Source organism: Sphingomonas sp. NBWT7, from assembly GCF_014217605.1.
GTDB lineage: Bacteria > Pseudomonadota > Alphaproteobacteria > Sphingomonadales > Sphingomonadaceae > Sphingomonas.
The window spans coordinates 1,795,850-1,821,530 of sequence record NZ_CP043639.1; the positions used below are offsets into that span (position 1 = coordinate 1,795,850).

Here is a 25,681-nt window from a genome sequence, read left to right on the forward strand (position 1 = left end):
GTTACGCCGGGCGTGCCGCCCCGTCCAGTTTGCGCCCCAACGCCACGAACCCGTAGATCAGCGGCGGCACCAGCACGATCGACAGCGTCACCTTGGCGAGCATCTGCCCCAGCAGCAGCTCGCCGATCGGGAACACGCCGTAGAAGGCGATCGTCACGAACAGCAAGGTGTCGACGATCTGCGACAGGACGCTCGCCACCGCCGCGCGCAGCCACAGCAGCCGCCCGCCCTCGCGCCCTTTCAGCGCGGCGAACAGCGTGACGTTGAGCGTCTGCGACGTGCCGTAGGCGATGATCCCACCGATCCAGATCCGCCACGTCGATCCCAGGATCAGCTGGATCGCATCGCGATTCGCCGGCTGCATCTCGGGCGCGGCGGGCAGCGTATGGACGATCCATGACAGGATCAGCGATGCGATCAGCGGCACGAAGCCGATCTGCACCAGCCGGTTGGCGACGTGCCGGCCGTGCAGTTCCGCCACCGCGCTCGACGTGACGACGAGCAGCAGGAAGGCAAAGATCCCCGCCTCCACGGCTAGCGGCCCGAGCGACACCTGCTTGTTGCCGAGCACCCCGGCGATGCACACCATCCCGCCGTAGAAGATCGCGAAGGCGAAGAGCGAGCGCGAGATCGACGCTGGACGGGTTGTTTCCATCCGATCGCGGGTAGCATCGCGACCGGCGCGGGCGAAAGCCCGTTTTGCGCCGCCTCAAGCCACACCGCACCGAGCGCCGACACCTGTGTCGCCCGCGCGACACGCCACGGCAGCGAATGCGCGCCCGGCTTGTCGAACCGTCGCCACCTTCCCTATGATGACGGGCGTAGAGCACAGGCGGCGCGCTTCCGCCCGCAACGGGGGTCGCACTTGAGCCGTTTTCTGATCGGCATCGCCGGTATCGTCGTGATCCTGGCGCTTGCGCTCGCTTTGTCGACGAACCGCCGCGCGATCCGCCCGCGCGTCGTCGCCAGCGCCTTCGCGCTGCAGGTCGGCATCGCCGTGCTCGTCCTCTACGTCGATTGGGGCAAGCGCATTCTGTCGGGCATGTCGGCCGGCGTGTCGAACCTGCTCGGCTACGCCAAGGCGGGGGTCGATTTCCTGTTCGGCCCACTCGCCAGCCCGGCGATCGGCGGCAACAGCTTCGCGATCGCGGCGCTGCCCGTCATCATCTTTTTCGCCAGCCTCGTCTCGATCCTCTACTATCTCGGCATCATGCAGCTTGTCGTGCGCTGGCTCGGCGGGGCGATCGAAAAGGTGATTGGCGTCTCCAAGGTCGAGAGCCTGTGCGCCGCCGCCAACGTCTTCGTCGGGCAGAGCGAATCGCCGCTCGTCATCCGCCCCTATCTCGCCGGGCTCACCCCGCCGCAGCTGTTCACGGTGATGACGAGCGGAATGGCGGGCGTCGCGGGGACGATCCTCGCGGCCTATGCCTCGATGGGAATCCGCATCGATTACCTGCTCGCCGCCAGCTTCATGGCGGCGCCCGGCGGCATCCTGATGGCGAAGATCATCATGCCCGATTCGTCGGTGCCGCCGGAGGGCGAGCTGCCGCTTGGCGATGTGCCCGATCCCGACGCGGAAATCCGCGTATCCGAGGCGCGCATCGCGCCGGCCAGCATCGCCGCGCTGCCCGACGAACTGACGCCGGGCGAGCCGATGCCGCAGGCGACGCACGACGAGGAGGCGCCCGCCAACCTCATCATGGCTGCCGCGCAGGGCGCGCAGACCGGCGTGCGGCTCGCCGTCGCGGTCGGCGCGATGGTGCTCGCCTTCGTCGCGCTCGTCGCGCTCGCTAACGGCATCCTTGGCGGCATCGGCGGGATGTTCGGCTACCCGCAGCTCAGTTTCCAGCAGATCCTCGGCTACGTCTTCGCCCCCGTCATGTTCCTCATCAACGTGCCGTGGGACGAGGCGCTGCGCGCGGGCGGGCTGTTCGGCGAGAAGATCGTGCTCAACGAATTCGTCGCCTACATCGATCTCGGCAAGCAGGCGGCCGCCGGCCTCTCGGCGCGCACCGTCGCGATCGTCACCTTCGCGTTGTGCGGATTCGCCAATTTCTCGTCGATCGCGATCCAGATGGCGGTGACGGGCAACCTTGCACCGAACCAGCGGCCGATGATCGCCAAGCTCGGCATCCGCGCGCTGCTCGCCGGCAGCCTCGCCAACCTCATGTCCGCCGCGCTCGCCGGGCTGCTGATCGGTTAAGACGCTGGCGGTCGATCGCGAAGACCGGAGATCGAGGTTCCTTGCCGGGCCCGATGCGCGCATGATAGCCTGCGGCCATGCCGACGCAGCCCCGCACGATCGACTATCTGCTGGAGCAGGCGGCGGGCGCGGGAGCGATTTCGGCCAAGCCGATGTTCGGCGAGTACGGCGTATACCTAGACGGCAAGATGATCGGCTCGGTGTGCGACGATCGCCTGTTCGTGAAGCCGACACCATCGGGTCGCCGCCATACCGAACCCGTGTCCGAGGCACCGCCCTATCCGGGCGCCAAGCCGAACCTGCTGATCGAAGCCGACCGCTGGGACGACACCGACTGGCTCGCCGATCTGCTCCGCCTCACCGCCGCCGAGCTACCGGCCCCCAAGCCGCGCAAGCCGAAGCGCGCGCCCTAATGCGCCAGTGATCAGGAAGGTCGTACCCACCGCTCAATTGTTTTGAGTTTGGCTGTTGATAGCGGATCGGCAGCAAACGCCGGTGGCGGCCAGTCAGTTCATTCATGGCTCTTCCCGAAACCTGCGAGTGCGCATACTCGTCGGGCCGGGCTACCAAGGGATTTCAGGATGATAAGCGTTGTACTGACGATGATAACCCAAACAGCAACGGCGGCATGGTCTCCCCCCGTCCAAGCGGAATGGCGAGGCGATGGTTCAGCTATCAACGCTCATATCGTGTCCAATGGCAAACAAATCCCTATGGATGGGGTGACTGCGCTTACTGTGCTCCTGTCGTCCGACGATGGAAGTCTTCGGGTTTCACCTTTTATAGCTGCCACGCGCGGGATCGCTTTTGAAGTGATTGATCAGAGCGGAAAAATGGTCGCCCCGCGCGAGCCAATAGCCATTTCACCCCCTGCACCACCAATAGACCGAAGCAAGCTCACCGCAGCGACAGTTGATCGTCCATTGAAAGTCACAATTGGTGAGCGCGCTTCCAACCTGTTCCCAAAGCCCGGTAAGTATCGGGTTCGGGCGATCATCCGCCTCTTGAGCGTTGCTGTTGCGCCAGCGACATATAAGCACTTGCGAACCAACTATGTGGTGGTCGAGGTGGCTGACTGACCCTAGGTAAGCGTCGACTTTCGTAACGGCCTTGCACCAAAGCCGACAGGCAATCCCCTCCTAAAAGCAGACCAATCAGCGCCCTGTCAGAGCCCCTGCCCTGCCCGCATCCGCTTGCGCACGCTCCCCGGCATCCACCGCGCCGCGAAGCCCAGCCGGCGCGCGGTCTTGCCGACCAGCGTGTGCACCTTGTCACCGTGCACCGCCGCCCACGCCGCCTCCGCCACCGTCTCGACCGGGGTGAATTCCAGCCCCGCCTCGACCACCGTCTCGCGCACGTTGCGGTTCGATCCGCCAACGCCTGCGTGAAGCAGCGGCGTGTCGATGAACCCCGGCATCAGGCTGCGCACGCGGATGCCGTCCGCCGCCCATTCGCCGTCGAGCGCCTCGGTCAGCCCGCGCACGCCGAACTTCGTCGCCGAATAGACCGCCGCGCCCGCCGTGCCGTAGATGCCGGCGGCCGACGCGGTGTTGAGCAGGCACGATCCCGTCGTCGCGGCGAGATACGGATAGGCGAGCCGCGCGCCGTACACGACGCCCTTCAGATTGACGTCGAGCGCGCGGTCGAGATCGTCGAGCGCCGCCGCGCCGAACGCGCCGCCCACCGCGACGCCCGCGTTGTTGAACAGGACGTCGAGCCGCCCGCCACTCGCGCGGGTGAACTCGCCCAGCACTTCCTCCCAATCCTCAGGCGAGCGAACGTCCATGACGTGGCTCGTCGTCCGCTCGGCCGGCAGCAGCGCGGCGGTGTCGACCAGCCCCGCCGGGTCGCGGTCCGCCAGCCCGACGCGCCAGCCGCAGCCGGCAAATAGCTGCGCCACCGCGCGCCCGATGCCCGATCCGCCGCCGGTGATGAGGATTGCCTTCATTGTCCGAGTTTCCCGCGTTTGACGTCGCCCGCCGCATCCCGCATCCTCACGTCCGATGCCAGCGGAAAAGCCCGGACCGACGGTCGCCTTCCACGGCGTCACCAAGAGCTTCGGGGAAGCGGCACCGGCGGTCGCTGACGTGACGCTCGAAATCGCGGGGGGCAGCTTCGTCGCGCTCGTCGGCACCTCGGGTTCGGGCAAGTCGACGCTGCTCAAGACGATCAACCGCCTGGTCGCGGCAACCGCCGGCCATGTCCTGATCGACGGTGAAGATGTCGCCGATCGTCCGCTTCCGGCGCTGCGTCGCGGCATCGGCTACGTGTTCCAGAACGTCGGGCTGTTCCCGCACCTCACCGTCGGCGATAATATCTCGCTGCCGCTGCGGATCGCCGGACGCGCGATGGAAGCGCGCGTGGGCGAGATGCTCGATCTCGTCGAGCTACCGCGCGATCTTGCCCGCCGCATGCCCGCGCAGCTGTCGGGCGGCCAGCGGCAGCGCGTCGGCGTCGCCCGCGCGCTCGTCGCCGGCCCGACGCTCCTGCTGATGGACGAGCCGTTCGGTGCGCTCGATCCGGTCACGCGCGATTCGCTCGGCCAGGCAGTGCGCGCGCTGCACGACCGGCTCGCCCTCACCACGATCATGGTCACGCACGACATGGCGGAGGCGCTGCTCCTCGCCACCCGCGTGCTGGTGATGAAGGAAGGCGCGATCGTCGCCGACGAAACCCCGCAACGCCTGCTCGCCGGCGACGGCGGCGAGGCGGCGCAGGCGCTCGTCGCGGTGCCGCGGACGCAGGCCGAACAACTCGCGGCACTCGCGCGATGAACGACGCCTTCGCGCGCGTTCCCGAGCTTGCCGCGCAGCATCTGCTGCTCGCGATGGCCGCGCTCGCGCTCGGCATCGCGATCGCCGTCCCGCTCGGCTTCTGGTCGGCGCATCGCCCGATCGCCGCGCGCGTGGCGTTCGGCGTCGCCAGCCTCGTCCAGACGATCCCCAGCCTTGCGCTGCTCGCGTTGTTCTATCCGGTGCTGCTGTGGATCGGCGGCGTGCCGGCGCTCGGCTTCCTGCCGTCGCTGCTCGCGCTGACGCTCTACGCGCTGCTGCCGATCCTGCGCAACGTCGTCACCGGCCTGCAAGGGCTCGACCCCGCGGTGATCGAGGCCGCCGACGGCATCGGCATGACGGCATGGCAGAAACGCCGGCTGGTCGAAGCGCCGCTCGTCCTCCCGGTCGTCACCGCCGGCATCCGCACCGCCGCGGTATGGACGATCGGCGCCGCGACGCTCTCCACCACCGTTGGTCAGCCGAGCCTAGGCGACCTGATCTTCGCCGGGTTGCAGACGCAGGCATGGCCGCTCGTCCTCGCCGGCTGTATCGCCGCCGCCGCGCTTGCGCTGTCGGTCGACGCGCTGCTCGGCCTCACCGAATACGGCCTCGCCACCCGCCGCCGCTGGCTCGCGATCGGCGCGCTCGCGCTGCTCGCCGGGGCGACACTCGCCGCCAGCGCGCCGCTGTGGCGCGGCGCGAACGATCGCCGCGTCGTCGTCGGCGCGAAGAACTTTTCCGAGCAATATATCCTCGCGCGTCTGATCGGCGATCGCCTGCGTGCGGCGGGGTATGACGTCGAATATCGCGACGGTCTCGGCTCGGCGGTCGCGTTCGGCGCGGTCGCGAGCGGCGCGATCGACGTCTACGTCGATTACGCGGGCACGATCTGGACCGGGCAAATGAAGCGCGCCGACGTGCCGCCCCGCGCCGCTCAGGTGGCGGCAATCGGCGATTGGGCGAAGCATACGCACGATGTCTCGCTCGTCGGGTCGCTCGGTTTCGAGAACGCCTACGCCTTTGCGATGCGCGGTGCCGACGCCCGCCGCCTGGGCATCGCCTCGCTCGACGATCTCGTCCCCGCCGCCCCGCGCCTCACGCTCGGCGCCGATCTCGAATTTCTCGACCGCCCGGAATGGGCGGCGGTGCGCCGCGCCTATCCGCTGCGCTTCAGGGCGATGACGCCGTACAGCCCGACGTTCATGTACCGCGCGCTCACCAGCGGTCGGGCCGACGTCATCAGCGCCTTCTCGTCGGACGGCCGCATCGCCGCCGACAAGCTCGTCGTGCTGAGCGATCCCAGAGGCGCGATCCCCGGCTATGACGCGATCCTGCTCGCCGCGCCGCGCCGCGCCGATGACACGAAATTCCTCGCGGCGCTGCGCCCGCTCGTTGGCCGGATCGGGGTCACCGCGATGCGCGAGGCGAACTACATGGTCGATCGCGACGCGAACAAGGCGACGCCCGAAGCCGCCGCCGCCTGGCTCGCCCGCCACCTGGGCAGGCGATAGCCAGCGATCGGTGCCGGGACGAACCCGGCACCCCCGTCAATCCAGCGTCAGTTGAGCACCACCGTCACCGCGCGGCGGTTCTGCGCCCAGCTCTCCTCGTCCGATCCCAGCGCCACCGGGCGTTCCTTGCCGTAGCTGATCGTCGTGATCCGGCTCGGCGAGATGCCGCGCGCAACGAGATAGTTCTTGGCGGAATTGGCGCGGCGATCGCCCAGCGCCAGATTATACTCGCGCGTGCCGCGCTCGTCGGCATGGCCTTCCAGCGTCACGCGGACGTTGGGATAGCGGTTGAGCCACACGACCTGGCTGTCGAGGATGCCACGCGCGGTCGCGTCGATGTCGATCATGTCGAGCCCGAAGTTAATCGTGTCGCTCGTCACCGATCGCTTGAAATCCTCCGACGAGCCCGGCGTCGCGACGCCCGTGCCGCCCGCGCCGCCGCCATTGGGATCGACCGCACCCGACGGTGCATCGCCCGGCGCCGGCGGCAGCACCTCCGGCCGCTTCTTGGAGCAGGCCGCCGTGGTCACGAGCGCCGCCGCGAGCAGCATGGTGGTGGTCATTCTGGCCATCGTCTTCTCCATATGTCGCACCCCGTCGTCGCCCCCGATAACAGATACTGGTCCGATAGCAGCTTCAGGGCCTGAGCGGACCCCATGACGGATCGGATCCGTCGAGCGGTGTCGGCACGCGTCGCTCGTTGACGCCGGTCAGGTCGACCGACCACAGATCCGCCTTGCCGCTGCGCCCCTGCGCCGCGCGATAGAACATCAGCACGCGGCCGTTCGGCGACCACGACGGCCCTTCGTCCTGCCAGCTGTTGGTCAGGATCTTCTCGCCCCCCCCGCTCGGGCTCATCACGCCAATGCGGAAGCCGCCCGAGATGCGTGTAAAGGCGATCAGGTCGCCGCGCGGGCTCCACACCGGCGTCGCATAGCGTCCGCCGCCGAAGCTGATGCGCTGCTGGTTCGATCCATCGGCGTTCATCACATAGAGTTGCTGCCCGCCCGACCGGTCGCTCTCGAACACGATCCGGCTGCCGTCGGGCGAATAGCTGCCGCCGGTGTCGATGCCGGGCGAATTGGTCAGCTTCTGCGGCGTGCCGCCCTGCGCCGACACGCGGTAGAGATCGGTATTTCCGCCCGTCGCCATCGAGAACAGGATCCACCGTCCGTCGGGCGAGAAGCGCGGTGCGAAGGTGGTGGCGACATTCTGCACCACCATCCGCTGCCGCCCCGATCCGATCTCGTAGACGTAGATCGCGGGCACGCGCCCGACGTAGCTCATGTAGACGATCGACTGCTGGTTGGGCGAGAAGCGCGGCGTCAGTACGATTGACTGGCCATTGGTCAGGAAGCGGTGGTTGGCGCCGTCCTGGTCCATGATCGACAGCCGCTTGATGCGGTTGCCCTTCGGCCCCGTCTCCGAAACGTAGACCACGCGGCTGTCGAAATACGGCCCCTCGCCGGTCAGCCGGGCGTAGACCATGTCGGCGCATTTGTGCGCCGCGCGCCGCCAGTCCGATGGCGGCACGACGAAACCTTGCCGCATCAGCTCGTTCTGCGCCGATACGTCGTAGAGGTAGCAGCCGACCGTCAACGTGCCGTCGCCATTGGCGCGGATGTAACCCTGCACCAGCGCCTGCGCGCCCGACCCGCCCCAGTAATCGAACGCCGGTGCCTGCACCTCGGGGAACATCACCGTGCGCAGCTGCGCGGGCGGCAGCGGCGTGAACAAGCCGGAATTCCTGAGGTCGTTGGTGACGATCTCGGCCAGCTGCCGCCCCAGCGCGTCGGTCGATCCCGCCGGCGTCTGCGCGATCGCCGCGGCCGGCATATAGGGGATCGCGATTGGCATCGGCGCGGAGATGCCGCCGGTCACGTCCACCTCGAGCGGCCCGCCGCTCGTCGGCGCCCCCGCACCCGTCGCAGGTGCCTGCGCGGGAACGTCGAGCGGCGTCGGCGGCACGTCCTGCGCGAAGGCGGACGACGCCAGCAGCGTGGCTAATAGCATGAAGCGCTTCATCGTCTGACTCTTCCCTCGCCGTCGCGTCCGGTGTCGCTCGCCGGTGGCTTTGCAGCACGAGCGCGCGACGCTGCGATCACCGCAGCTTCCAGTTGAAATTGATGTTGTTCCACCCACCATTCGGCGTGTCATAATATTCCGCCGGCAGCTTCAGCGGCGAACAGCCCTTGAACGCGGCGATGCCCAGGTCCTTGACGCGCTGGGCATAGCGCTCGTTCTCGTCGGTCAGCCCGCGCTGGCGCACCACCGTCGGCGTCGCGGCGAGCGTGCCGTTGGCGTTGAGCCGCAGGTTCAGCGTCGTCACGATCTGGTTCGCGCCGGGGCCGGGATCGACCTGCCGATCGGCGCACGGCTGGATCTGCCGCGCGATCGCCTGGACGATCGACGCCAGCGCCCGCCCGTCGATCTTCGCCGCGCGCGGCGCCTGGCTCTTGCTCGTCGACGGTTCGGTCGTCAGCCCCTTGAGGAAATCGTCGCCGAGCCGCCCGCCGCGCGGCCGCGACGCGGCCGACTTGCTGTCGGTTCCCGATCCGCGCGCCTTGGCCGCCGCGGCCGCCTTGGCCTTCGCGTCTGCCGCAGCCTTCGCGCGTGCGTCCGCAGCAGCCTGCGCCCGCGCGGCCGCAGCGGCCTTGGCCTGGGCGGCAGCCGCCGCGCGCTTCGCCGCTGCCTCGGCCAGCGCCGCCTCGGCCTTCTTGGCGGCGGCGCGTTCCGCCGCTGGATTTGGCCGAGGCTTGGGCGCGGGCTTGGGCTTTTCGACCGGCTTGGGCGCAGGCTGCGGCTTGGGCGGCGCGGGCTTCGGCTTGGGTTCCACCTTCGGCGCCGCCTTGGGCGCCGGCTGCGGCGGCGCGGGCTTGGGCTGCGGCGCAGGCGGCGGCGGGGCCGGCGCGGGCTCGGGCGCCGGCTGTTCGGCCGGCGCGGGCGGCGCTGCATAGTCGGGCTCGCCCGTCTCGGGCGCGATCGATGGCGCGGGTTGCTCCGCCGCCTGCGGCGCGGTGGCCTCCAACCCGACGTCCTTGACCAGGCTCACCTCGATCGGCGTCTGCTTCAGCTTGTCGGGATTGGGCGTCGCGAGAAAGCCGACCGACAGCAGCCCGAACAGGATCAGATGTCCCGCCCCGGCGATGCCCAGCCCGATGCGTTCGGCCCGCTCCATCGGGTTATTCGTCCCCGATCGTCACCAGCGCCACGCGGTTCAGCCCGGCGCGGTTGAGCTCACCCATCACCTTCATCACCTGGCCGTAGCCGAGCACGCGGTCTGCGCGCAGATACACCTGCGGCGGCTCGCCCTCGCCCGCCCCAGCGGCGATCGCGTCGAGCCGCGCGGGCAGCGCGTCGGCGCTCACCTCTTCCTTGGCGATGAAGATCTTGCCGTCGGCGTCGAGCGAGATCTCGGTCGGCTGCTTGTCCTGGTCGAGCGGCTTGGCGCGGCTGTCGGGCAGGTTCACCGGCACGCCCGCGGTCAGCAGCGGCGCCGTGACCATGAAAATGATCAGCAGCACCAGCATCACGTCGACCAGCGGCGTCACGTTGATGTCCGCCATCGGCGCGCGGCGCCCGCCCGAGCGCTGCGAGGGAAGCTGCATCGCCATCGGCTAGCCTCTCACTTCTCGCGGTCGAGCTGGCGCGACAGCGTCGCGTGGAAGCCGTCGGCGAAGCGGTTCAACCGCGCCTCGATCCGGTTGATGCCGTGGCTGAAGCGATTGTACGCGATCACCGCCGGGATCGCCGCGAACAGCCCGATCGCGGTGGCGAACAGCGCTTCCGCGATGCCCGGCGCGACGACCGCGAGGCTCGTGTTCTGCTGGCTTGCGATGCTGGTGAAGCTGCGCATGATGCCCCACACCGTGCCGAACAGCCCGACGAACGGCGCAACCGAGCCCACCGTCGCCAGCACGTTCAGCCGGTCGGACAATTTGTCGATCTCGTTCGCGACGGCTGCGCCCATCGTCGTCGCCAGCCGCTCGCGCGTGCCCGAGCGATCGATGCCTACGCCCTGCGTCGATCGCCGCCACTCCGCCACGCCCGCGGCGAAGACACGCGCACTGGGCAGATCCTCGTCGGCGCGCGTCTTGTAGAAGGCGTCGATATCCTCCGCCTTCCAGAAATCGCGCTCGAACACCTCGGTCGCTTTGCGCGTCCGGCCAAGCTTGCGCCAGAACATGAAGATGATCGCCCAGGTCCACACGCTCGCCGCGAGCAGCCCGAACATCACCGCCTTGACGACGAAATCGGCCTGCAGGAACAGCGCGATCGGCGACAAGGTGGCAGCGTCGGTATTGAAGAACGGGTTCAAGGCCTTGTTTCCCCCTGATCGACGAGAGCCGCGAAACGGTCGATCCACGCGCGCGGTTGCCGCCGTGGCCGCCCGCTGGGGGCGACCAGCGCGGCCACCACGTCCGCTTCGGCCAGCACAAGCGCGTCGCGCATGACTCTCTGATGAATGGAGACGCTGGCGGCGCGTACCGCCGTCACGCGCGTCGCAACGACCAGCGCGTCGTCGAGCCGCGCGGGCGCGGCATAGCGGATCGCAAGGCTGGCGACGGCATAAGCGCCCTCGCCTGCCTCCTGCGCGGCACGCTGGTCGACGCCCGCGAGCCGCAGCATGTCGGATCGACCGCGCTCCATGAAGCGCAGGTAATTGGCGTGATAGACCACGCCCGACAGGTCGGTATCCTCGAAATAGACGCGCACGGGCAGGCGGTGCTCGATCCCGTCGAAGCGCCCCTCGACGGGCAGGTCGGCGCGGCCGGTCTCCATGAAGGCGTTGTTAACCGAACGTATCGCCCCGCGGAACCCCCGCGTGCCTACGCGGCGGACAGCATTTCCGTACCGAGTCGCGCTGCCGCCGAGACGCGCGATCGGCCGGGGGTCAGAGCCCCGACAGGTCGAGGTTCAGCTTCGGCACGACCTGCGTCGACGCGTTGGCCGCCGGCGTCGCAACTTTCGGTGTCCGACCGATCGGCGCGGGCGGAATTGCTGCCGCGCGCGTCCCGATGGCGGGCATCGGGGCACGCGTCGCCGCAACGGCCGGCTGCGGTGCCGCCACGGGCGACGCGATCGGGCGCGGCGCGGCGGGGGTGGCCGCTACCGGGCGAGGCGCGTAGCTCACCGGCGCGACGACGGGCCCCATGCCGGACGAGGCGACCGCGATCACCTGCCGCGGCATCGCCATCTCGGCGAACGGCGCGTCGAGCGTCGGCAGCACCACCGCGGCGAAGCGCTGCAGCTCGCCTGGGGTCAGCCGCTCGCTCTCCGCCAGCGTCGCTGCGGCGGCGGTGCAGAAGGCGTCGCGCGCCTGCGCTTGCGAGAAGAAATTGTAGAGCCGCGTCATCGCATCGTCGTAGCGGTCCTGCCAGTCGCCGCCGCCCGCCTTATACTCGGCCGACAGCGTCGTCTGCGCGCCGGCGAGCGTCGTCTTGTGCGTCGCCAGCATCGCATTGTAGCGCCGCACGATTTCGGCCTCCCCCGCGCCGCGACACGCCAGCGCCGCGACGTTGAGTGCGGAGCGCACGTGCCATACCGTCGCCGCCTCGCTCAACCCGCGGTTGATCGGCGAAATCGGCGGGGTAACGTATACCGGAACCGCGGGCGGCGGCGGCAGCGGCACCGCGGCGATCTCCTTCGGCTTCGCGGCGCACCCCGTCATGACGACGAGGGCGGCGATGATGGCGGCTTGGCTAACGCGTGACATGGCGGCTCCGTTTTCCCCCGGGCTTCCGATGCCTCGTCCTGCGCGCGTCAAGGTTAACGCGGTCTAAAGCCTGCGGCGAACGGTTCGCGGTTCCTCGATCGGCGGCGCGTCTTGGCGAGTCCCGCGCACCGCCAGCGGCATGATCGTTCCGCCCGCCGCAATACGGGCGCACAACGCCGCGCGGATCGCATCGGCATCTGCCGTTTCCGCCGTTTCGCCCTCGGCAACGGCGGTCGTGAGATAGCTTTCTAGATCGTGATGCGCCGCCACCAGATAGGTCAGCGGAGACACGTGGCGGATATCCGCCACGTCGCAGGCGAAGAGGAAATCGGCCAGCGCGTGAAAGGCCAGCACCGTCACCCCGCGGTTGGGCGCAAGGCCGCCGGACGAATGCCGGACGACCGATCCGAGATAGGGGTTGCCGGCGAACGCGTCGAATCGCGCCGAGCGGCTCGCCAATACCGGCGTGAACGGGCAGCGCGCCTGGTTGCGGCGGTTCAGCAGGATCGTATGCGCCAGCGCCCCGCCGCCGAACATCTCGACCCCGTGGCAGGCCGACCCTTCCATGAACAGCGCTACCTTGGCGTTGGCATAATGGGCCAGCTGCTCCGCCAGCGGCAGCGCCTGCGCATGGATGACATGAAAGCCAGCCGTTGCCAGCGCCGTTTCCAGTACTCGCTCCCCCAGGATGCCCGATCGCTGCCCCAGTGCCGACCGCGACACGTAGATCTTTTCGGGATAGCCCGCATCGTGCGTGATCCGCGCCGGGCCGTGATCGCGCAACTGGTCGAGATACCAGTCCTTCGGCCCATCGCCGAGATCCGATCCTGCTTCGACGATCAGCAATTCCTCGACGATCGCATCGCCGCCGATCACGGTGCAATTAGACGTATCGATGCCGAACTGCGCCAGCACCGTGCGGCAGACGCCCGGCAGCGCGTCGAAGCTTGACGGGCTGCCGCGCGGCGCAGCGATCAACCAGCGGGGATCGGGCTCGATCAGCCGCGTCGGCACGATGCGATGGATCGTTTCGGCCATCACATGGCCGAAATGCCCGAACGATATCCCCAAATACGCGTACGTGCCGCTCAGCCGGACGGGATCGACCAATGTCGGCGCGAAGACGTCGACCGGCACGCCCCGCCGGTTATGGCGCAGCAGTCGGCCCGCCGGCCGATCGCCCAGCATCGGCCCACCCAGTATCTGCCCGGGGGGCCGCGCCGTCGCTTGGACGCGCGCGTCGCGCACACGCCGCACATACGGGCCTGTCGCTTGCATCTCTTCCCCCGCCGCAGGGCGCTACCGCGCCATCCGCCGGTATAGGTCATGCATCGTCGCTTGCGAAGCCGAACCGCCTGCCGCGAGCGGCACGGATCGGCCTTGGCAACTTACGCCGCGCGCGCCACCAATGCCTGTGCCGCCTCGTCGATCAGCGTCGCGATGATGTCGGCGATCGGCTCTTCCTTCGTCACCATGCCGACCGACTGGCCCGCCATCACGCTGCCGTGCTCGACGTCGCCGTCGATCACCGCGCGGCGCAGCGCGCCCGCCCAATAATGTTCGATCGCCAACTGCGCTTCCGCCATCGCCACCGCCCCCTCGTCGAGCGATTGCGCGACCTCGCGCTGCTTGGCGGTGAACAGCTCGCCGCCAGCGTTCTTCAGCGCGCGCACCGGGATCACAGGCAGCCGCGGATCGATCTGCACGCTCGCCACCGCGTCACGCGCGGAGGCGCGGATGAACGCCTGCTTGAACTTCGGGTGCGCGATCGACTCGGTCGCGCAGACGAAGCGCGTGCCGAGCTGAACGCCCGCCGCGCCCATATCAAGATAGCCCGCGATCGCCTGCCCGCGCCCGATCCCGCCGGCGACGAACACCGGCACCGCCTCGGCGATCTCGGGCAGCATCTCCTGCGCCAGCACGCTGGTCGACACCGGGCCGATATGCCCGCCCGCCTCCATCCCCTCGATCACCAGCGCGTCGACGCCCGATCGGATCAGCTTCTTCGCCAGCGCCGGCGTCGGCGCGAAGCAGATCACCTTCGCACCCGATGCCTTGATCGCCTCGAGCGAACCCTTCGGCGGCAGTCCGCCAGCGAGCACGACATGCCCGACGCGGTGCTTCGCGCACACCGCGATCAGCGCCATCAGATCGGGGTGCATGGTGATCAGATTGACGCCGAACGGCTTGTCGGTCAGCGCCCTGGTCGCGGCGATCTCGGCGTCGAGCAGGTCGGTCGTCATCGCGCCGCACGCGATCACCCCGAACCCGCCGGCGTTGGACATGGCGGCGACAAGGTTGCGCTCGCTCACCCAGCTCATCGCCCCCGCCATGATCGCCACCTCGCTGCCGAGGAACGCCGCGCCGCGCGCCATGCGACGGGTCAGGCGGGCAGCGCCGCTATTGGCGGAACTCGAACGGTCGATGGCGGTATCGGTCATGCCCGCGCCGCTACACCGGCGCGGCCGCGGAGACAAATATGCGGCAACAATCGAGCAACATCATCGTCGGGACGCCCGGCCAGGGCCTGCACGAAATCACCGACCGGGTGCTGGCCTGGGTCGCGCAGGCCGCGATCGAGGAGGGCCTGCTGACGCTTTTCGTCCGCCACACCTCGGCATCGCTGCTGATCCAGGAGAACGCCGCGCCGGCCGCACGGCGCGACCTCGAGCGCTGGGTCGCGCAGATCGCCCCCGAATCGCGCGGGTACGAGCATGACGACGAGGGCCCGGACGACATGCCCGCGCACCTGCGCGCGGCCATCACCGCCACCAGCCTGTCGATCCCCGTTGCCGGCGGACGGCCGGTGCTCGGCACGTGGCAAGGCATCTACCTGTTCGAGCATCGCCGCGCGCAGCACCGCCGCGAGATTGCGGTGCATTTGTTCGGGGAATGACTAAACGCGACTAGTCACGCCTCAATGATACGAACCACAGCAAGCCGACAGGAATAATCGGCGGGCCTGCCTAGGCCGCCTCGTCCGCGTCCAGCCCGTAGGCGGTATGCAGCACGCGCACCGCTAGCTCGGTCTCGTCCTCATGGATCAGCACGCTCACCTTGATCTCGCTGGTCGAGATCGCCTGGATGTTGATTCCGCGCTGGCCCAGCGTCGAGAACATCGTGCTCGCGACGCCGGCGTGGCTGCGCATGCCGACGCCCACGACGCTGATCTTCGCCACGCGCGTGTCGTGCACCAGCTCGCCGAAGCCGATCGCCTCGCGCCCCTGGTTGAGCGCCTCGATCGAGCGGGCGAGATCGGCCGCGGGCACGGTAAAGGTCACGTCGGTCGAGCGCGACCCATGCGCGATATTCTGGATGATCATGTCGACGTTGATGTTCGCCGCGGCGAGCGGCTCGAAGATCGCGGAGACCGAACCCGGCTTGTCGGGCACCGCGGTCAGCGTGATCTTCGCCTCGTTCTTGTCGTGCGCGATCCCGGTGATCAGCTGGCGTTCCACGTCTTCAACCTCCTGTTCGCCCACGATCATCGTTCCGGGCAGCGTATCCGCCATCGGTGCAGTATCGCCGGTGAACGACGAGAGCACCTGGACGCGGACGTTCTCCTTCATCGCGAGCCCGACCGACCGCGTCTGCAGCACCTTGGCGCCGACGCTAGCGAGCTCCAGCATCTCCTCGTACGTCACCTTGGCGAGCTTGCGCGCGCGCGGCACGATGCGCGGATCGGTGGTGTAGACGCCGTCGACGTCGGTGTAGATGTCGCAGCGATCCGCCTTGATCGCCGCCGCCACCGCCACCGCCGACGTGTCCGATCCGCCGCGGCCCAGCGTCGTGACCCTATTGTCGTGTACGCCCTGGAAGCCGGGGATCACCGCCACCTCGCCCGCGCCCATGCTGGCGAGCAGCGCGTCGGTGCCGATATCCTCAATCCGCGCCTTGGCGAAGGCGTCGGAGGTATCGATCGGCAATTGCCAGCCGAGCCACGAGCGCGCGGGAACGCCCGCCGCCTGCAACGCGATCGCCAACAGCCCGCTGGTTATCTGCTCGCCGGCGGAAACGACGACGTCATATTCGCGCGCATCGTACAGCGCGCTCGCCTCGCGGCAGAAATTGACCAGCCGGTCGGTCTCGCCCGCCATCGCGGAGACGACCACCGCCACCTCGTTGCCCGCCGCCACTTCGCGCTTCACCCGCGCGGCGACCGAGCGAATCCGCTCGATCCCCGCCATCGATGTGCCGCCGAACTTCATGACGATGCGGGCCACGCGCTGAGACCTTCGGAATGCTTGGGAGAAACAGGCGCGCCTGATAGGAAGCGCACATGGCCGACGCAACCGTAACAACCGATACCTCTCCCACCGCCATTGCCACCGTCCCGGCGCCCGGCAATGCGAGCGTCATCGCGAAGCAAGCCGCACATTTCGGCGCGATGGCGAAGGAATGGTGGGATCCGCGCGGCTCCTCCGCGATGCTTCACCGGCTCAATCCAGTTCGGCTGCGCTACATCCGCGAGCAGGCCGATCGGCACTGGGACGGCGACCCCGCGAGCTTCACACCGCTGAAGGGCCGTACCGCGCTTGACGTCGGTTGCGGTGCCGGTCTGCTCGCCGAACCGCTGGCGCGCCTCGGCGCGCGCGTCACCGCGATCGATGCTGCGGCGGAGAACGTCGCGGTAGCGCGGCTCCACGCGCAGACGAGCGGCCTGGTGATCGATTATCGCGCCGGCGGGATCGAGGCGGCAGCGGGCGAGACGTTCGATCTCGTAACCTGCCTCGAGGTGATCGAACATGTCGCCGATCCCGCCGCCTTCGTCGCGGGGCTCGCCGAGACGCTGGCTCCCGGCGGCCTGTTGATCGTGTCGACGCCCAATCGCACGCCGCTATCGCGCGTCGCGATGATTACCGTGGCCGAGGGGACCGGGCAGATTCCGCGCGGAACCCACGACTGGGACCGCTTTGTCACACCCGACGAATTGACGACGATGCTCGAGGTCAATGGCCTCCATGTCCGCGACTCCCGCGGCATCGCCTTCTCGCCTACGTCGGGGTTCAGCCTCTCATCGTCGCTCGCGCTGAACTACATCCTCGCCGCGACGCGCGGCTGACGATCAGCCCGTCGGCTTCGTCTCGCTCGCCGAAACCCACTGCGGACCGTTCGAGCGGCAGGCTGCGCTGATCACTGGATAGCTGAGATCGGTGTTGCGCGCGAGCGCCGCCGGCAGTGCCGCGCGGCACTGCTGCACCGTGGCATATTGCACCGGCTCTACGCGTGCCTCGGCGCATCCGCTGGTATCGTCCCCACAGCCCATAATCGCTAGGACGAAGAAGATCGGTTGCATACATCGCCTCCACTCTCCCAACTATAAAATCGTATCGACACAAGATGTTCCCTGGAAACTCTTGCGCGTGTCTTAGTATGGTGACACACCCGGACATCGGTCGAAAATGCGGCCGCCAGGGGAGGATCGATCATGCCGTCCAAGACCAAGATTTTGCTCGCCGCGACCGGCATCGCGCTCGCCGCCGCCACTGCGGCGCTCGCCGCGCCAAAGGCACCGGGCGACGTGCCGCTGATCGAGCGCACCAAGCTGTTCGGCAATCCCGAGAAGACCGGCGGCCTCCTGTCGCCCGACGGCAAGTGGATCAGCTTCATCGCGCCGCGCGACGGGGTTCTCAACGTGTGGGTCGCGCCCGCAGCCGATCCCGCCGCCGCGCGCCCGCTGACCGCCGAAAAGATTCGTCCGATCCGGCAGACCTTCTGGGCGCCTGATTCGCGCCAGATCCTGTTCGTCAACGACAAGGGCGGCGACGAGAACTTCCGCCTCTACGGCGTCGCCGTCGATGGCGGCGCGGCGCGCGACTATACGCCGTTCGACAAGGTGCGCGTGATGCCGATCGGCGAGAGCACTACGATCAAGGACCGCATCCTGATCGGCCTCAACAACCGCGATCCACGCTGGCACGACGTCTACAGCCTCGATCTCGCCACCGGCAAGCTGACGCTGGTGATGCGGAACGACGGCTACGGCGGGTTCCTCGCCGACGACGCGCTCACCGTCCGGCTCGCCTCGCGCCCCCGCCCCGACGGCGGTGACGACTGGTTCCGCGTGGTGAACGGCACGGTCGAGGCGACCCCGCTCGTCTCCTACGGGCATGACGACAGCCTCACCACCGCGCCGCTCGGCATCACCACCGACGGCAAGACGATCTACTGGATGGATTCACGCGATCGCGACACCAGCGCGATCATGGCGCAGGACGCGGGCGGCAAGATGACGCTCGTCGCGCAGGATCCGCGCGTCGACGTCAGGCGCGCGCTGTTCAATCCCGGGACCGGCGCGATCGAGGCGTATCAGCAGGATTATCTGCGCAGCGAGTATGTGCCGGTGGGCGACGCTGTGAAGGCCGACCTCGCCTTCCTCAAGGCGCAGAACAAGGGCGAGTTCACGGTAACCAGCCGCACGGAGGCGGACGACAAGTGGCTCGTCGCGTTCGATCCGGTATCCGCCCCCGCCTCGACTTGGGTCTACGATCGCCGGGCGAAGACGCTGAAGCAGCTCTACGTCTCGCGCCCCGCGCTGGTCGGCGCGCCGCTCGTGCCGATGATCCCGACCGTCATCAGGTCGCGCGACGGGCTCGATCTCGTCTCCTATCTGACGTTGCCCAAGGGTGTCGACGCGAACGGCGATGGCACGGCGGACCGGCCGGTGCCGATGGTGCTGTTCGTCCACGGCGGCCCATGGGGCCGCGACGGCTACGGCTACAACAGCTACCACCAGTGGCTCGCCAACCGCGGCTACGCCGTCCTGTCGGTCAACTTCCGCGCCTCGACCGGCTTCGGCAAGAAGTTCCTCGCCGCCGGCAACATGGAATGGGGCCGCAAGATGCACGACGATCTGCTCGACGCGGTCGACTGGGCAGTGAAGCGCGGCGTCACCACCAAGGACAAGGTGGCGATCATGGGCGGCTCGTACGGCGGCTATGCTACGCTCGCGGGTCTCGCCTTCACGCCGGAGACGTTCGCCTGCGGGGTCGACATCGTCGGCCCGTCGAACCTCAACACGCTGCTCGGTTCAATCCCGGCCTATTGGGAGGCCGGCAAGCAGCAGATGTACCGCCGCATGGGTGATCCGACCACGCCGGAGGGGCAGGCGATCCTCAAGGAACGCTCGCCGCTGTTCGCCGCCGACAAGATCAAGCGGCCACTGCTGATCGGTCAGGGCGCCAACGATCCGCGCGTCAACATCCGCGAGAGCGATCAGGTGGTGGACGCGATGCGCGCCAAGAACATCCCCGTAACCTACGTCGTCTTCCCCGACGAGGGTCACGGCTTCGCGCGTCCGGTGAACAACATCGCGTTCAACGCGGTGACGGAAAATTTCCTCGCCCCCTGCCTCGGCGGCCGCGCCGAACCGATCGGCGACGCGCTGAAGGGCTCGACCGCCGAGATCCGCCACGGCGCGAACTACGTCACCGGGCTTACCGCCACGAACTGACCGCGCCTCGGTCAGCCCTCCGCCAGCGCCTGCCGGATCGTCTCGATCGGCAGGCGCAGTACCTCGGCGAGGCTCTCGGGAGTTGCGCCGCGCGCGGCCAGCGCACGGATGCGGTCTGAATCGATTACCATGCGATAGCCGCTGGTGTCGCGATCCTCGCGCACGATATCCTTGCGCCCCGATCCGCGCCGCCGCTGCGCCGCTGCGGTATGCGGATCGCTCTCCCTCAGCGCCGCATCCGCCGCGCGCGCCGCCTGCCGCGCTGTCTCGCGCGAGGCGGCCGATGCGGCGCGTGCCGCCGCGCGCGCTTCCAGTCGGTCGGCCAGCGGCTCGCTTCGCGCGCGTCGTTCAATCGGTGGTGTCGGGGCCAACCCCCAGCTCTTGTCGACCATCAGGCGCGCGCCCATCCGCCAGCGGCGCCCGCGACGCAAGCCGCATCGCGCCGGAACCCCGGTGTGCAACTTCTACGCGAGAGCCCCCGACGTCCGGCCCATTGCGCCCGGCCGCTCCCGCGCCGACATAGCGCGGCAATGCCGCCAACTGATCCGACCAACCGCACCGCCGACCGCCCGCTCGGGCCGACGCTGTGCCGCTTCCTCCCCTATCTCTGGCCTTCGGACGCGCCGGGGATGAAGCTGCGCGTCACCGGCGCGATGCTGCTCGTCGTCGCCTCGAAGCTGGTGCAGGTCTATGGCGCCCCCTTCGCGCTGCAAGGCGCGGTCGATGGCATGGCCGGCGTGCCGCGCTCGCCCGCCAGCCTCGTGATCCTACTCGTCATCGGCTATGCCGCGGCGCGCTTCGGCAGCACGCTGTTCGACAATCTGCGCAACACGGTGTTCGAAAGCGTCGGGCAGGAGGCGACCCGCCGGCTCGCCGCGCAGGTGTTCCGCCACCTTCACGATCTGTCGCTGCGCTTCCACCTCGAACGGCGCACCGGCGCGGTCACCAAGGTGGTCGAGCGCGGCACCAAAAGCATCGACACGATGCTCTACTTCCTCCTGTTCAACATCGCGCCGACCGTGCTCGAGCTCAGCCTCGTGCTCGGCATCTTCTGGGTGAAGTTCGGCTGGCCGCTCGTCGCCGCGACGGTGGCGATGGTCGTCATCTACATCTGGTTCACGCGAAAGGTGACTGACTGGCGCGCCGCCCTGCGCGAACAAATGAACGATCTCGATACCGGTGCGGTCGCGCACGCGGTCGATTCGCTGCTCAACTTTGAGACGGTGAAATATTTCGGCGCGGAGGAACGCGAGGCCAAGCGTTACGACGCGGCAATGGGCGCCTATGCCAAGGCCGCCGTGCGCTCGGAGAACAGCCTCGCCTGGCTCAACGTCGGGCAGGCGGCGATCACCAACCTGATGCTCGGCGGCGGCATGGCGTTCGTCGTCTGGGGCTGGGCGCAGGGGCGGTTCAGCGCGGGCGACGTGGTGCTCGTCTCGACGCTGCTCGCGCAGCTGTTCCGCCCGCTCGATCTGCTCGGCATGGTCTATCGCACGATCCGCCAGGGGGTGATCGACATGGGCGCGATGTTCGATCTCGTCGACACGCCGTCGGAGGTGGTCGACGCGCCGAACGCCCAGCCGCTGGTGGTCGATCGCGGCCACCTGCGCTTCGAGGACGTGCGTTTCGGCTACGACGCCGATCGCCTGATCCTGAAGGGCATCACGCTCGACATCCCCGCCGGCGCCACGGTCGCCGTCGTCGGCCCGTCGGGCGCGGGCAAGTCGACGCTCGCGCGTCTTCTCTACCGCTTCTACGATCTCACCGATGGCCGCGTCACGATCGACGGGCAGGATATCGCACAGGTCACGCAGGCGTCGCTGCGCCGCGCGATCGGCATCGTGCCGCAGGACACGGTGCTGTTCAACGACACGATCGGCTACAACATCGCCTACGGCCGCGAGGGCGCCAGCGAAGCGGAAATCCACGCCGCTGCGCGCGGCGCCGCGATCGCCGGCTTCATCGAGGGGCAGAGCGACGGCTACGACACGCGCGTCGGCGAGCGCGGGCTCAAACTGTCGGGCGGGGAGAAACAGCGGGTCGCGATCGCGCGCACTTTGCTCAAGAACCCGCCGATCCTAATTCTCGACGAGGCGACGTCGGCGCTCGACAGCCGGACGGAGGCGGACATCATGGCGACGCTCCACGCGATTGAGCGCGGCCGCACCACCATCGTCATCGCGCACCGCCTGTCGACGATCGTTCATGCCGACAAGATCGTCGTGCTCGAGGCTGGCCGTGTCGTCGAACAGGGCACGCACGCCGAATTGCTGCGCGCCGACGGTACCTATGCCGAACTATGGGCGCGCCAGGCGAACGAGCGGCGCGAAGCGCTGGTCGACGGCTGAACGGCTGGCCACCCACAGGGCGCCCCCGCTTGAAAAGACGACGATCCGGCCGAGGAGTCGCGTGACGGCACGAACGAAGCTGAACCTAGGCGCCGCGAGAATTCGGATAGCAGGAGGCATCAGGTGACCGCAGCTCCCCCGGGCTCGCACATCCTATACCCTGCGTGGCGCCAGCATTGCCACGCCCTTAGTCGCAACGACTTTAATGCTACGCCAGCAGGTCGCGATACGCCGGATGCTTGCGGATGAACGCCGCGACGAACGGGCATTGCGGCACCACCTTCAACGCCTGATCGCGCGCGCTGTCGAGCGCGGCACGGATTAGCTTTGATCCCACGCCCCGCCCCTCGATCGCAGGTGGCACGACAGTGTGGGTGAAGACGATGCGGTCCCCCTCCCGCTGATAGGCGGCGACGGCGCGATAGCCGTCGAGGTCGAGCTCGAATTCCTGCTCGGCACGATTGTCGCGGACGGTGTTCATCCGATCGGCCTAGCGCGTCGGCAGCGCCGCGTCACTGGCACAGCGCATCAACCGGATCAGCCGACCCGGTGCGCTTTGATCACCGCGGGATGTTGACGACGACGCGGCGGTTTCGCGCCCGGCCGTCCGGATCATCGGTGCCGTCCGGGCGCGCATTGGGTGCGATCGGCTCGGCCTCACCGCGGCCGGCGGCGACGAACGCGCGAGCCGCCATGCCCGGCTGACTCTTCAACCAGGCGGCCACCGCCTCGGCGCGGCGCGTCGACAGGGCGAGGTTGTACGCTTCCTCCCCCTTCGAGTCGCTGTGCCCGACGACGCTGATCTCGCCGGGTCCGCCCTGTCGCACCAGATCGGCCGCGCGCTGCAAATTGGCCTGCGCCTCCGGGGTCAGCGTCGCCTCGTCGAACGCGAACAGCGTGTCGGCGGCGAGTTGGACGCGCGTCTGCGTCGCGGTCCGTTCGACCACGAAGTCACTGACGGCGCCGCTGAGCGGGCTCGTCGTCCCGCTCAGCGCACTGACGGTACCGATCTGCCGTGACGGCGCGGTCGGCGTCGCGGCGGGTGCTGCCTCGGTAGGTCGCTCTACCGCGGCGTCCGGTGCCGGCTTCCCGCACGCTGCAAAGCCGATCGCCGCTGCGCCTGCCAACGCCCAACCCGCGCGCCGACGGATCATCGCGTCACCGGCACCGCATCGAAGGGCGCCACGCCAGGCAGCGCGATCGACACCGTCTTGCTGGTCGCGGGCGGCGCGGGGAATTTGAACCACACGACCGAAGGGGTGCGCCAGCTCTCTGGGCTCACGCTCGTGCCGTTCGATTCGAGCGGCGCCGCCATGTACTTCCCGGCGTTGTCCTTCAACACGCCGATCCGCTGCGACGTCGTGTCGTCGATCACACTGACGTCCTCGATGCGCATATGGGCGCAGCACGTGCCGCCCGAAAAGGTCATCGATACCGTCAGGATATCGCCGGTGACGGCGACGCGGTTCAATGCGACGTTGTTCCCCTTCGGCCCCGGCTGCGTCTGGATCGCGGGCGCCTGGATCTGCGCCACCGGCGAAGCGCTCGGCGTCGCCGCGGGAACGACCTCGCGGGTCACGCCGGCGCCCCCCGCCGATACGTCATCTTTGGTCTCGGATGCCGAGGCGTTCGCGTGCGTGTCGTCACGCGGGGCGGAGCATCCCGCCAACGCCGCGGCCACGATCAGCGACATGCCTCCCCACGTCCTGCGCATCGATTCTCTCCCGAAATGACGTCGGGTCAATGCCCGGCGCCGATCCGTGGTTCCCGCCTGTCGCCCGGTTGCCGCCCCCGCCTCCCCCGCCTAGAGCCGCCGGCAATGGCCGCCGATCCCGTCCCCATCCTTCAGAAGCTGTTCGGTTTTCCCGATTTCCGCGGTGTTCAGCGCCAGGTGGTCGACCGTGTCCTCGCCGGCCAGTCGACGCTCGCGGTGATGCCGACGGGCGCGGGCAAGTCGCTGACGTATCAGCTGCCCGCCACGATGCTCGAGGGCACCTGCGTCGTCGTCTCGCCGCTGATCGCGCTCATGCACGATCAGCTGCGCGCGGCGGAGGCGGTCGGGATCCGCGCCGCGACGCTCACCAGCGTCGACGAGAACAAGGCGGAGACACGCGGCCGCTTCCTCGATGGCGCGCTCGACCTGCTGTATATCGCGCCGGAACGCGCCTCCACCGCCGACTTCCGCGACCTGCTCGATCGCGGCCGCGTGGCCTTGTTCGCGATCGACGAGGCGCATTGCGTCAGCGAATGGGGGCATGATTTCCGCCCCGATTACCGCCTGCTGCGCCCGCTGCTTGATCGCTTCCCCGATGTCCCCCGCCTCGCGCTGACGGCGACCGCCGACGCGCATACCCGCGACGACATCCTCGAACAGCTCGGCATTCCGCACGACGGGATGATCGTCGCCGGGTTCGATCGGCCAAACATCCGCTACGCGATCACCCCGCGCGACAATACGACGCGCCAGATCGCCGATCTGATCCGCGACACGCCCGGCGCCGGGATCGTCTACGTTCCCTCGCGCGCCGGCACCGAGAAGATGGCCGACGTGCTGCGTACCGCGACGGGCCGCCCGGTGCGCGCCTATCACGCGGGGCTCGGTCCCGAGGTGCGCCGCCGCAACCAGGCCGATTTCGTCGCCAGTGAGGACATGGTGATCTGCGCCACCGTCGCGTTCGGCATGGGCATCGACAAGCCCGACGTCCGCTTCGTCGCGCACGCCGGCCTGCCCAAGTCGATCGAGGCCTATTACCAGGAAACCGGCCGCGCCGGGCGGGACGGCGATCCGGCGGTCGCGCATCTCTTCTGGGGTGCGGTCGACTTCGCCCGCGCGTGCCAGCGCATCGGAGAGGTCGAGCCCGCCCGCCAGCCCGGCGAGCGCCAGCGGCTCAACGCGCTCGGCGCGCTGGTTGAAACGGCGGGCTGCCGCCGCCGCATCCTGCTCGCGCATTTCGGCGAGCACCCGCCCGAGACATGCGGCAATTGCGACAATTGCCTCTCGCCCCCCGCCGCGATCAACGCGACCGAGACAGCGCGCAAATATCTCTCGGCGGTCTTCCGCACCGGGCAGAGCTTCGGCGCGACCTATGTCGAGGAGGTGCTGACCGGCAAATCGAGCGAGCGCAGCCTGATGAACGGGCACGAGGCGCTGTCGGTGTGGAACATCGTCGAAGGTGACGAGGCGGCGCTGCTCAAGCCCGTCGGGCGCGCGCTGCTGCTGCGCGACGCGCTGCGCGCCAATCATCACGGTGGGCTTGAATTCGGGCCGGCCGCGCGCGGCTTCATCAAGGGTGAGGACAGTTTGAAGCTCGTCGTCCCGCCCAAGCGCGCGCGCCGCCGCCGTGGCGATCAGCCTGCCAATCCCGTCAACGATCCGCTGTTCGACGCGCTACGCAACCGCCGCCGCGAGCTCGCGCAGGAGGCCGGCGTCCCACCCTACGTCATCTTCCACGATTCGGTGCTGCGCGAGATGGCGGCGCTCCGCCCCGCCACGCTCCACGCGCTCGGCCGCCTCACCGGCATCGGCCAGCGCAAGCTCGATGCCTATGGCGAACCGTTCCTCAAAGTGATCCGCGAGAATTAGCCGCCGTATCGATCGGCCAGCTTCACGGATCGATTGAACGTCAACACAGGACGAACCGGACGTAGCGGTCTCCGCCTTCTGACGGCCGAGCGC

At 68.7% G+C, this 25,681-nt stretch carries 27 protein-coding genes; 10 read left to right on the forward strand and 17 right to left on the reverse strand.

The window, feature by feature from the left end:
- Position 1: 1 nt before the first annotated feature.
- A complete protein-coding gene (locus F1C10_RS08905) occupies positions 2 to 655 on the reverse strand; it encodes a queuosine precursor transporter (protein WP_185205521.1) in 654 nt (217 codons plus the stop codon).
- A 210-nt stretch (positions 656 to 865) separates the two neighbouring features.
- On the opposite strand from F1C10_RS08905, the gene F1C10_RS08910 reads away from it, so the two are divergent.
- From F1C10_RS08910 to F1C10_RS08920, 3 genes are all read left to right on the forward strand, one after another.
- Positions 866 to 2,203: a NupC/NupG family nucleoside CNT transporter gene (locus F1C10_RS08910; protein WP_185205523.1), complete on the forward strand. Its 1,338-nt coding sequence runs from the start codon at positions 866 to 868 to the stop codon at positions 2,201 to 2,203.
- A gap of 77 nt (positions 2,204 to 2,280) precedes the next feature.
- Positions 2,281 to 2,616, forward strand: a complete 336-nt coding sequence (locus tag F1C10_RS08915; protein ID WP_185205525.1) for a TfoX/Sxy family protein — start codon at positions 2,281 to 2,283, stop codon at positions 2,614 to 2,616.
- 168 nt (positions 2,617 to 2,784) lie between these two features.
- A complete protein-coding gene (locus F1C10_RS08920; RefSeq protein WP_185205527.1) occupies positions 2,785 to 3,282 on the forward strand; it encodes a hypothetical protein in 498 nt (165 codons plus the stop codon).
- An 86-nt stretch (positions 3,283 to 3,368) separates the two neighbouring features.
- Here F1C10_RS08920 and F1C10_RS08925 read toward each other — a convergent pair whose 3' ends face one another.
- Positions 3,369 to 4,151 (reverse strand): SDR family oxidoreductase, encoded by a 783-nt coding sequence (locus F1C10_RS08925; protein ID WP_185205529.1) that lies wholly within the window; start codon positions 4,149 to 4,151, stop codon positions 3,369 to 3,371.
- A gap of 55 nt (positions 4,152 to 4,206) precedes the next feature.
- On the opposite strand from F1C10_RS08925, the gene F1C10_RS08930 reads away from it, so the two are divergent.
- Positions 4,207 to 4,977, forward strand: a complete 771-nt coding sequence (locus F1C10_RS08930; RefSeq protein ID WP_185205531.1) for an ATP-binding cassette domain-containing protein — start codon at positions 4,207 to 4,209, stop codon at positions 4,975 to 4,977.
- A complete protein-coding gene (locus F1C10_RS08935; protein ID WP_185205533.1) occupies positions 4,974 to 6,488 on the forward strand; it encodes an ABC transporter permease/substrate-binding protein in 1,515 nt (504 codons plus the stop codon). Before F1C10_RS08930 ends, F1C10_RS08935 begins: the two co-directional genes overlap by 4 nt.
- 47 nt (positions 6,489 to 6,535) lie before the next feature.
- Here F1C10_RS08935 and pal read toward each other — a convergent pair whose 3' ends face one another.
- The 9 genes from pal to F1C10_RS08980 all read right to left on the reverse strand — a co-directional run bounded on the left by pal (position 6,536) and on the right by F1C10_RS08980 (position 14,645).
- Complete coding sequence (gene pal / locus F1C10_RS08940) at positions 6,536 to 7,060, reverse strand: peptidoglycan-associated lipoprotein Pal (RefSeq protein WP_185205535.1); 525 nt, start codon at positions 7,058 to 7,060, stop codon at positions 6,536 to 6,538.
- Between the two features lie 64 nt (positions 7,061 to 7,124).
- On the reverse strand, positions 7,125 to 8,513 hold the full coding sequence (tolB, locus tag F1C10_RS08945) for a Tol-Pal system beta propeller repeat protein TolB (protein WP_185205537.1): 1,389 nt from the start codon (positions 8,511 to 8,513) through the stop codon (positions 7,125 to 7,127).
- A gap of 76 nt (positions 8,514 to 8,589) precedes the next feature.
- Positions 8,590 to 9,666, reverse strand: a complete 1,077-nt coding sequence (locus F1C10_RS08950; RefSeq protein WP_185205538.1) for a cell envelope biogenesis protein TolA — start codon at positions 9,664 to 9,666, stop codon at positions 8,590 to 8,592.
- A 4-nt stretch (positions 9,667 to 9,670) separates the two neighbouring features.
- Positions 9,671 to 10,102 (reverse strand): protein TolR, encoded by a 432-nt coding sequence (gene tolR / locus F1C10_RS08955; protein ID WP_185205540.1) that lies wholly within the window; start codon positions 10,100 to 10,102, stop codon positions 9,671 to 9,673.
- 11 nt (positions 10,103 to 10,113) lie between these two features.
- Complete coding sequence (gene tolQ / locus F1C10_RS08960) at positions 10,114 to 10,806, reverse strand: protein TolQ (RefSeq protein WP_085808756.1); 693 nt, start codon at positions 10,804 to 10,806, stop codon at positions 10,114 to 10,116.
- Positions 10,803 to 11,270, reverse strand: a complete 468-nt coding sequence (gene ybgC / locus F1C10_RS08965) for a tol-pal system-associated acyl-CoA thioesterase (RefSeq protein WP_308458052.1) — start codon at positions 11,268 to 11,270, stop codon at positions 10,803 to 10,805. The genes tolQ and ybgC overlap by 4 nt, the downstream gene beginning before the upstream one ends.
- Positions 11,271 to 11,382: 112 nt before the next feature.
- Positions 11,383 to 12,204: a hypothetical protein gene (locus tag F1C10_RS08970; protein ID WP_185205542.1), complete on the reverse strand. Its 822-nt coding sequence runs from the start codon at positions 12,202 to 12,204 to the stop codon at positions 11,383 to 11,385.
- A gap of 63 nt (positions 12,205 to 12,267) precedes the next feature.
- Positions 12,268 to 13,452, reverse strand: coding sequence for a glycosyltransferase 61 family protein (locus tag F1C10_RS08975; RefSeq protein ID WP_219729729.1), 1,185 nt, complete (start codon positions 13,450 to 13,452; stop codon positions 12,268 to 12,270).
- Between the two features lie 140 nt (positions 13,453 to 13,592).
- Positions 13,593 to 14,645 carry a nitronate monooxygenase family protein gene (locus tag F1C10_RS08980; protein ID WP_258042808.1) on the reverse strand — a complete coding sequence of 351 codons (1,053 nt, stop codon included), beginning with the start codon at positions 14,643 to 14,645 and terminating at the stop codon, positions 13,593 to 13,595.
- A gap of 38 nt (positions 14,646 to 14,683) precedes the next feature.
- On the opposite strand from F1C10_RS08980, the gene F1C10_RS08985 reads away from it, so the two are divergent.
- Positions 14,684 to 15,100, forward strand: a complete 417-nt coding sequence (locus F1C10_RS08985) for a secondary thiamine-phosphate synthase enzyme YjbQ (protein ID WP_185205546.1) — start codon at positions 14,684 to 14,686, stop codon at positions 15,098 to 15,100.
- Between the two features lie 70 nt (positions 15,101 to 15,170).
- On the opposite strand, the gene F1C10_RS08990 is transcribed toward F1C10_RS08985, so the two are convergent.
- Positions 15,171 to 16,427 (reverse strand): aspartate kinase, encoded by a 1,257-nt coding sequence (locus F1C10_RS08990; protein WP_185205548.1) that lies wholly within the window; start codon positions 16,425 to 16,427, stop codon positions 15,171 to 15,173.
- A gap of 164 nt (positions 16,428 to 16,591) precedes the next feature.
- Between F1C10_RS08990 and ubiG the strand changes: the two genes are divergently transcribed.
- Positions 16,592 to 17,266 carry a bifunctional 2-polyprenyl-6-hydroxyphenol methylase/3-demethylubiquinol 3-O-methyltransferase UbiG gene (gene ubiG / locus F1C10_RS08995; RefSeq protein ID WP_258043150.1) on the forward strand — a complete coding sequence of 225 codons (675 nt, stop codon included), beginning with the start codon at positions 16,592 to 16,594 and terminating at the stop codon, positions 17,264 to 17,266.
- A gap of 3 nt (positions 17,267 to 17,269) precedes the next feature.
- On the opposite strand, the gene F1C10_RS09000 is transcribed toward ubiG, so the two are convergent.
- Positions 17,270 to 17,500 (reverse strand): hypothetical protein, encoded by a 231-nt coding sequence (locus tag F1C10_RS09000; protein ID WP_185205552.1) that lies wholly within the window; start codon positions 17,498 to 17,500, stop codon positions 17,270 to 17,272.
- A 132-nt stretch (positions 17,501 to 17,632) separates the two neighbouring features.
- Between F1C10_RS09000 and F1C10_RS09005 the strand changes: the two genes are divergently transcribed.
- Complete coding sequence (locus tag F1C10_RS09005; protein WP_185205553.1) at positions 17,633 to 19,657, forward strand: S9 family peptidase; 2,025 nt, start codon at positions 17,633 to 17,635, stop codon at positions 19,655 to 19,657.
- Positions 19,658 to 19,668: 11 nt separating this feature from the next.
- Here F1C10_RS09005 and F1C10_RS09010 read toward each other — a convergent pair whose 3' ends face one another.
- On the reverse strand, positions 19,669 to 20,049 hold the full coding sequence (locus F1C10_RS09010) for a hypothetical protein (protein ID WP_185205555.1): 381 nt from the start codon (positions 20,047 to 20,049) through the stop codon (positions 19,669 to 19,671).
- A 138-nt stretch (positions 20,050 to 20,187) separates the two neighbouring features.
- Between F1C10_RS09010 and F1C10_RS09015 the strand changes: the two genes are divergently transcribed.
- On the forward strand, positions 20,188 to 22,005 hold the full coding sequence (locus F1C10_RS09015; protein ID WP_185205557.1) for an ABC transporter ATP-binding protein/permease: 1,818 nt from the start codon (positions 20,188 to 20,190) through the stop codon (positions 22,003 to 22,005).
- Between the two features lie 208 nt (positions 22,006 to 22,213).
- Here the strand turns inward: F1C10_RS09015 and F1C10_RS09020 are convergent, their stop codons facing one another.
- The 3 genes from F1C10_RS09020 to F1C10_RS09030 all read right to left on the reverse strand — a co-directional run bounded on the left by F1C10_RS09020 (position 22,214) and on the right by F1C10_RS09030 (position 23,719).
- Entirely contained in the window at positions 22,214 to 22,486 is a 273-nt protein-coding gene (locus F1C10_RS09020) for a GNAT family N-acetyltransferase (protein ID WP_185205559.1), read from the reverse strand.
- Positions 22,487 to 22,565: 79 nt separating this feature from the next.
- Positions 22,566 to 23,159, reverse strand: coding sequence for an OmpA family protein (locus F1C10_RS09025; RefSeq protein WP_185205561.1), 594 nt, complete (start codon positions 23,157 to 23,159; stop codon positions 22,566 to 22,568).
- Entirely contained in the window at positions 23,156 to 23,719 is a 564-nt protein-coding gene (locus tag F1C10_RS09030; protein ID WP_185205563.1) for a hypothetical protein, read from the reverse strand. The genes F1C10_RS09025 and F1C10_RS09030 overlap by 4 nt, the downstream gene beginning before the upstream one ends.
- Before the next feature lie 105 nt (positions 23,720 to 23,824).
- Between F1C10_RS09030 and F1C10_RS09035 the strand changes: the two genes are divergently transcribed.
- Positions 23,825 to 25,588, forward strand: a complete 1,764-nt coding sequence (locus F1C10_RS09035) for a RecQ family ATP-dependent DNA helicase (RefSeq protein ID WP_185205565.1) — start codon at positions 23,825 to 23,827, stop codon at positions 25,586 to 25,588.
- Positions 25,589 to 25,681 lie beyond the last annotated feature (93 nt).

Excerpts from the sequence above, each read along its gene's own strand:
- F1C10_RS08905 (WP_185205521.1), bottom strand. The coding sequence starts at position 655 with ATGGAAACAACCCGTCCAGCGTCGATCTCGCGCTCGCTCTTCGCCTTC.
- F1C10_RS08915 (WP_185205525.1), top strand. The coding sequence starts at position 2,281 with ATGCCGACGCAGCCCCGCACGATCGACTATCTGCTGGAGCAGGCGGCG.
- F1C10_RS08920 (WP_185205527.1), top strand. The coding sequence starts at position 2,785 with ATGATAAGCGTTGTACTGACGATGATAACCCAAACAGCAACGGCGGCA.
- F1C10_RS08925 (WP_185205529.1), bottom strand. The coding sequence starts at position 4,151 with ATGAAGGCAATCCTCATCACCGGCGGCGGATCGGGCATCGGGCGCGCG.
- F1C10_RS08930 (WP_185205531.1), top strand. The coding sequence starts at position 4,207 with ATGCCAGCGGAAAAGCCCGGACCGACGGTCGCCTTCCACGGCGTCACC.
- F1C10_RS08935 (WP_185205533.1), top strand. The coding sequence starts at position 4,974 with ATGAACGACGCCTTCGCGCGCGTTCCCGAGCTTGCCGCGCAGCATCTG.
- pal (WP_185205535.1), bottom strand. The coding sequence starts at position 7,060 with ATGGCCAGAATGACCACCACCATGCTGCTCGCGGCGGCGCTCGTGACC.
- tolB (WP_185205537.1), bottom strand. The coding sequence starts at position 8,513 with ATGAAGCGCTTCATGCTATTAGCCACGCTGCTGGCGTCGTCCGCCTTC.
- F1C10_RS08950 (WP_185205538.1), bottom strand. The coding sequence starts at position 9,666 with ATGGAGCGGGCCGAACGCATCGGGCTGGGCATCGCCGGGGCGGGACAT.
- tolR (WP_185205540.1), bottom strand. The coding sequence starts at position 10,102 with ATGGCGATGCAGCTTCCCTCGCAGCGCTCGGGCGGGCGCCGCGCGCCG.
- ybgC (WP_308458052.1), bottom strand. The coding sequence starts at position 11,270 with ATGGAGACCGGCCGCGCCGACCTGCCCGTCGAGGGGCGCTTCGACGGG.
- F1C10_RS08970 (WP_185205542.1), bottom strand. The coding sequence starts at position 12,204 with ATGTCACGCGTTAGCCAAGCCGCCATCATCGCCGCCCTCGTCGTCATG.
- F1C10_RS08980 (WP_258042808.1), bottom strand. The coding sequence starts at position 14,645 with ATGACCGATACCGCCATCGACCGTTCGAGTTCCGCCAATAGCGGCGCT.
- F1C10_RS08985 (WP_185205546.1), top strand. The coding sequence starts at position 14,684 with ATGCGGCAACAATCGAGCAACATCATCGTCGGGACGCCCGGCCAGGGC.
- ubiG (WP_258043150.1), top strand. The coding sequence starts at position 16,592 with ATGGCGAAGGAATGGTGGGATCCGCGCGGCTCCTCCGCGATGCTTCAC.
- F1C10_RS09000 (WP_185205552.1), bottom strand. The coding sequence starts at position 17,500 with ATGCAACCGATCTTCTTCGTCCTAGCGATTATGGGCTGTGGGGACGAT.
- F1C10_RS09005 (WP_185205553.1), top strand. The coding sequence starts at position 17,633 with ATGCCGTCCAAGACCAAGATTTTGCTCGCCGCGACCGGCATCGCGCTC.
- F1C10_RS09010 (WP_185205555.1), bottom strand. The coding sequence starts at position 20,049 with ATGGTCGACAAGAGCTGGGGGTTGGCCCCGACACCACCGATTGAACGA.
- F1C10_RS09015 (WP_185205557.1), top strand. The coding sequence starts at position 20,188 with ATGCCGCCAACTGATCCGACCAACCGCACCGCCGACCGCCCGCTCGGG.
- F1C10_RS09020 (WP_185205559.1), bottom strand. The coding sequence starts at position 22,486 with ATGAACACCGTCCGCGACAATCGTGCCGAGCAGGAATTCGAGCTCGAC.
- F1C10_RS09025 (WP_185205561.1), bottom strand. The coding sequence starts at position 23,159 with ATGATCCGTCGGCGCGCGGGTTGGGCGTTGGCAGGCGCAGCGGCGATC.
- F1C10_RS09030 (WP_185205563.1), bottom strand. The coding sequence starts at position 23,719 with ATGCGCAGGACGTGGGGAGGCATGTCGCTGATCGTGGCCGCGGCGTTG.
- F1C10_RS09035 (WP_185205565.1), top strand. The coding sequence starts at position 23,825 with ATGGCCGCCGATCCCGTCCCCATCCTTCAGAAGCTGTTCGGTTTTCCC.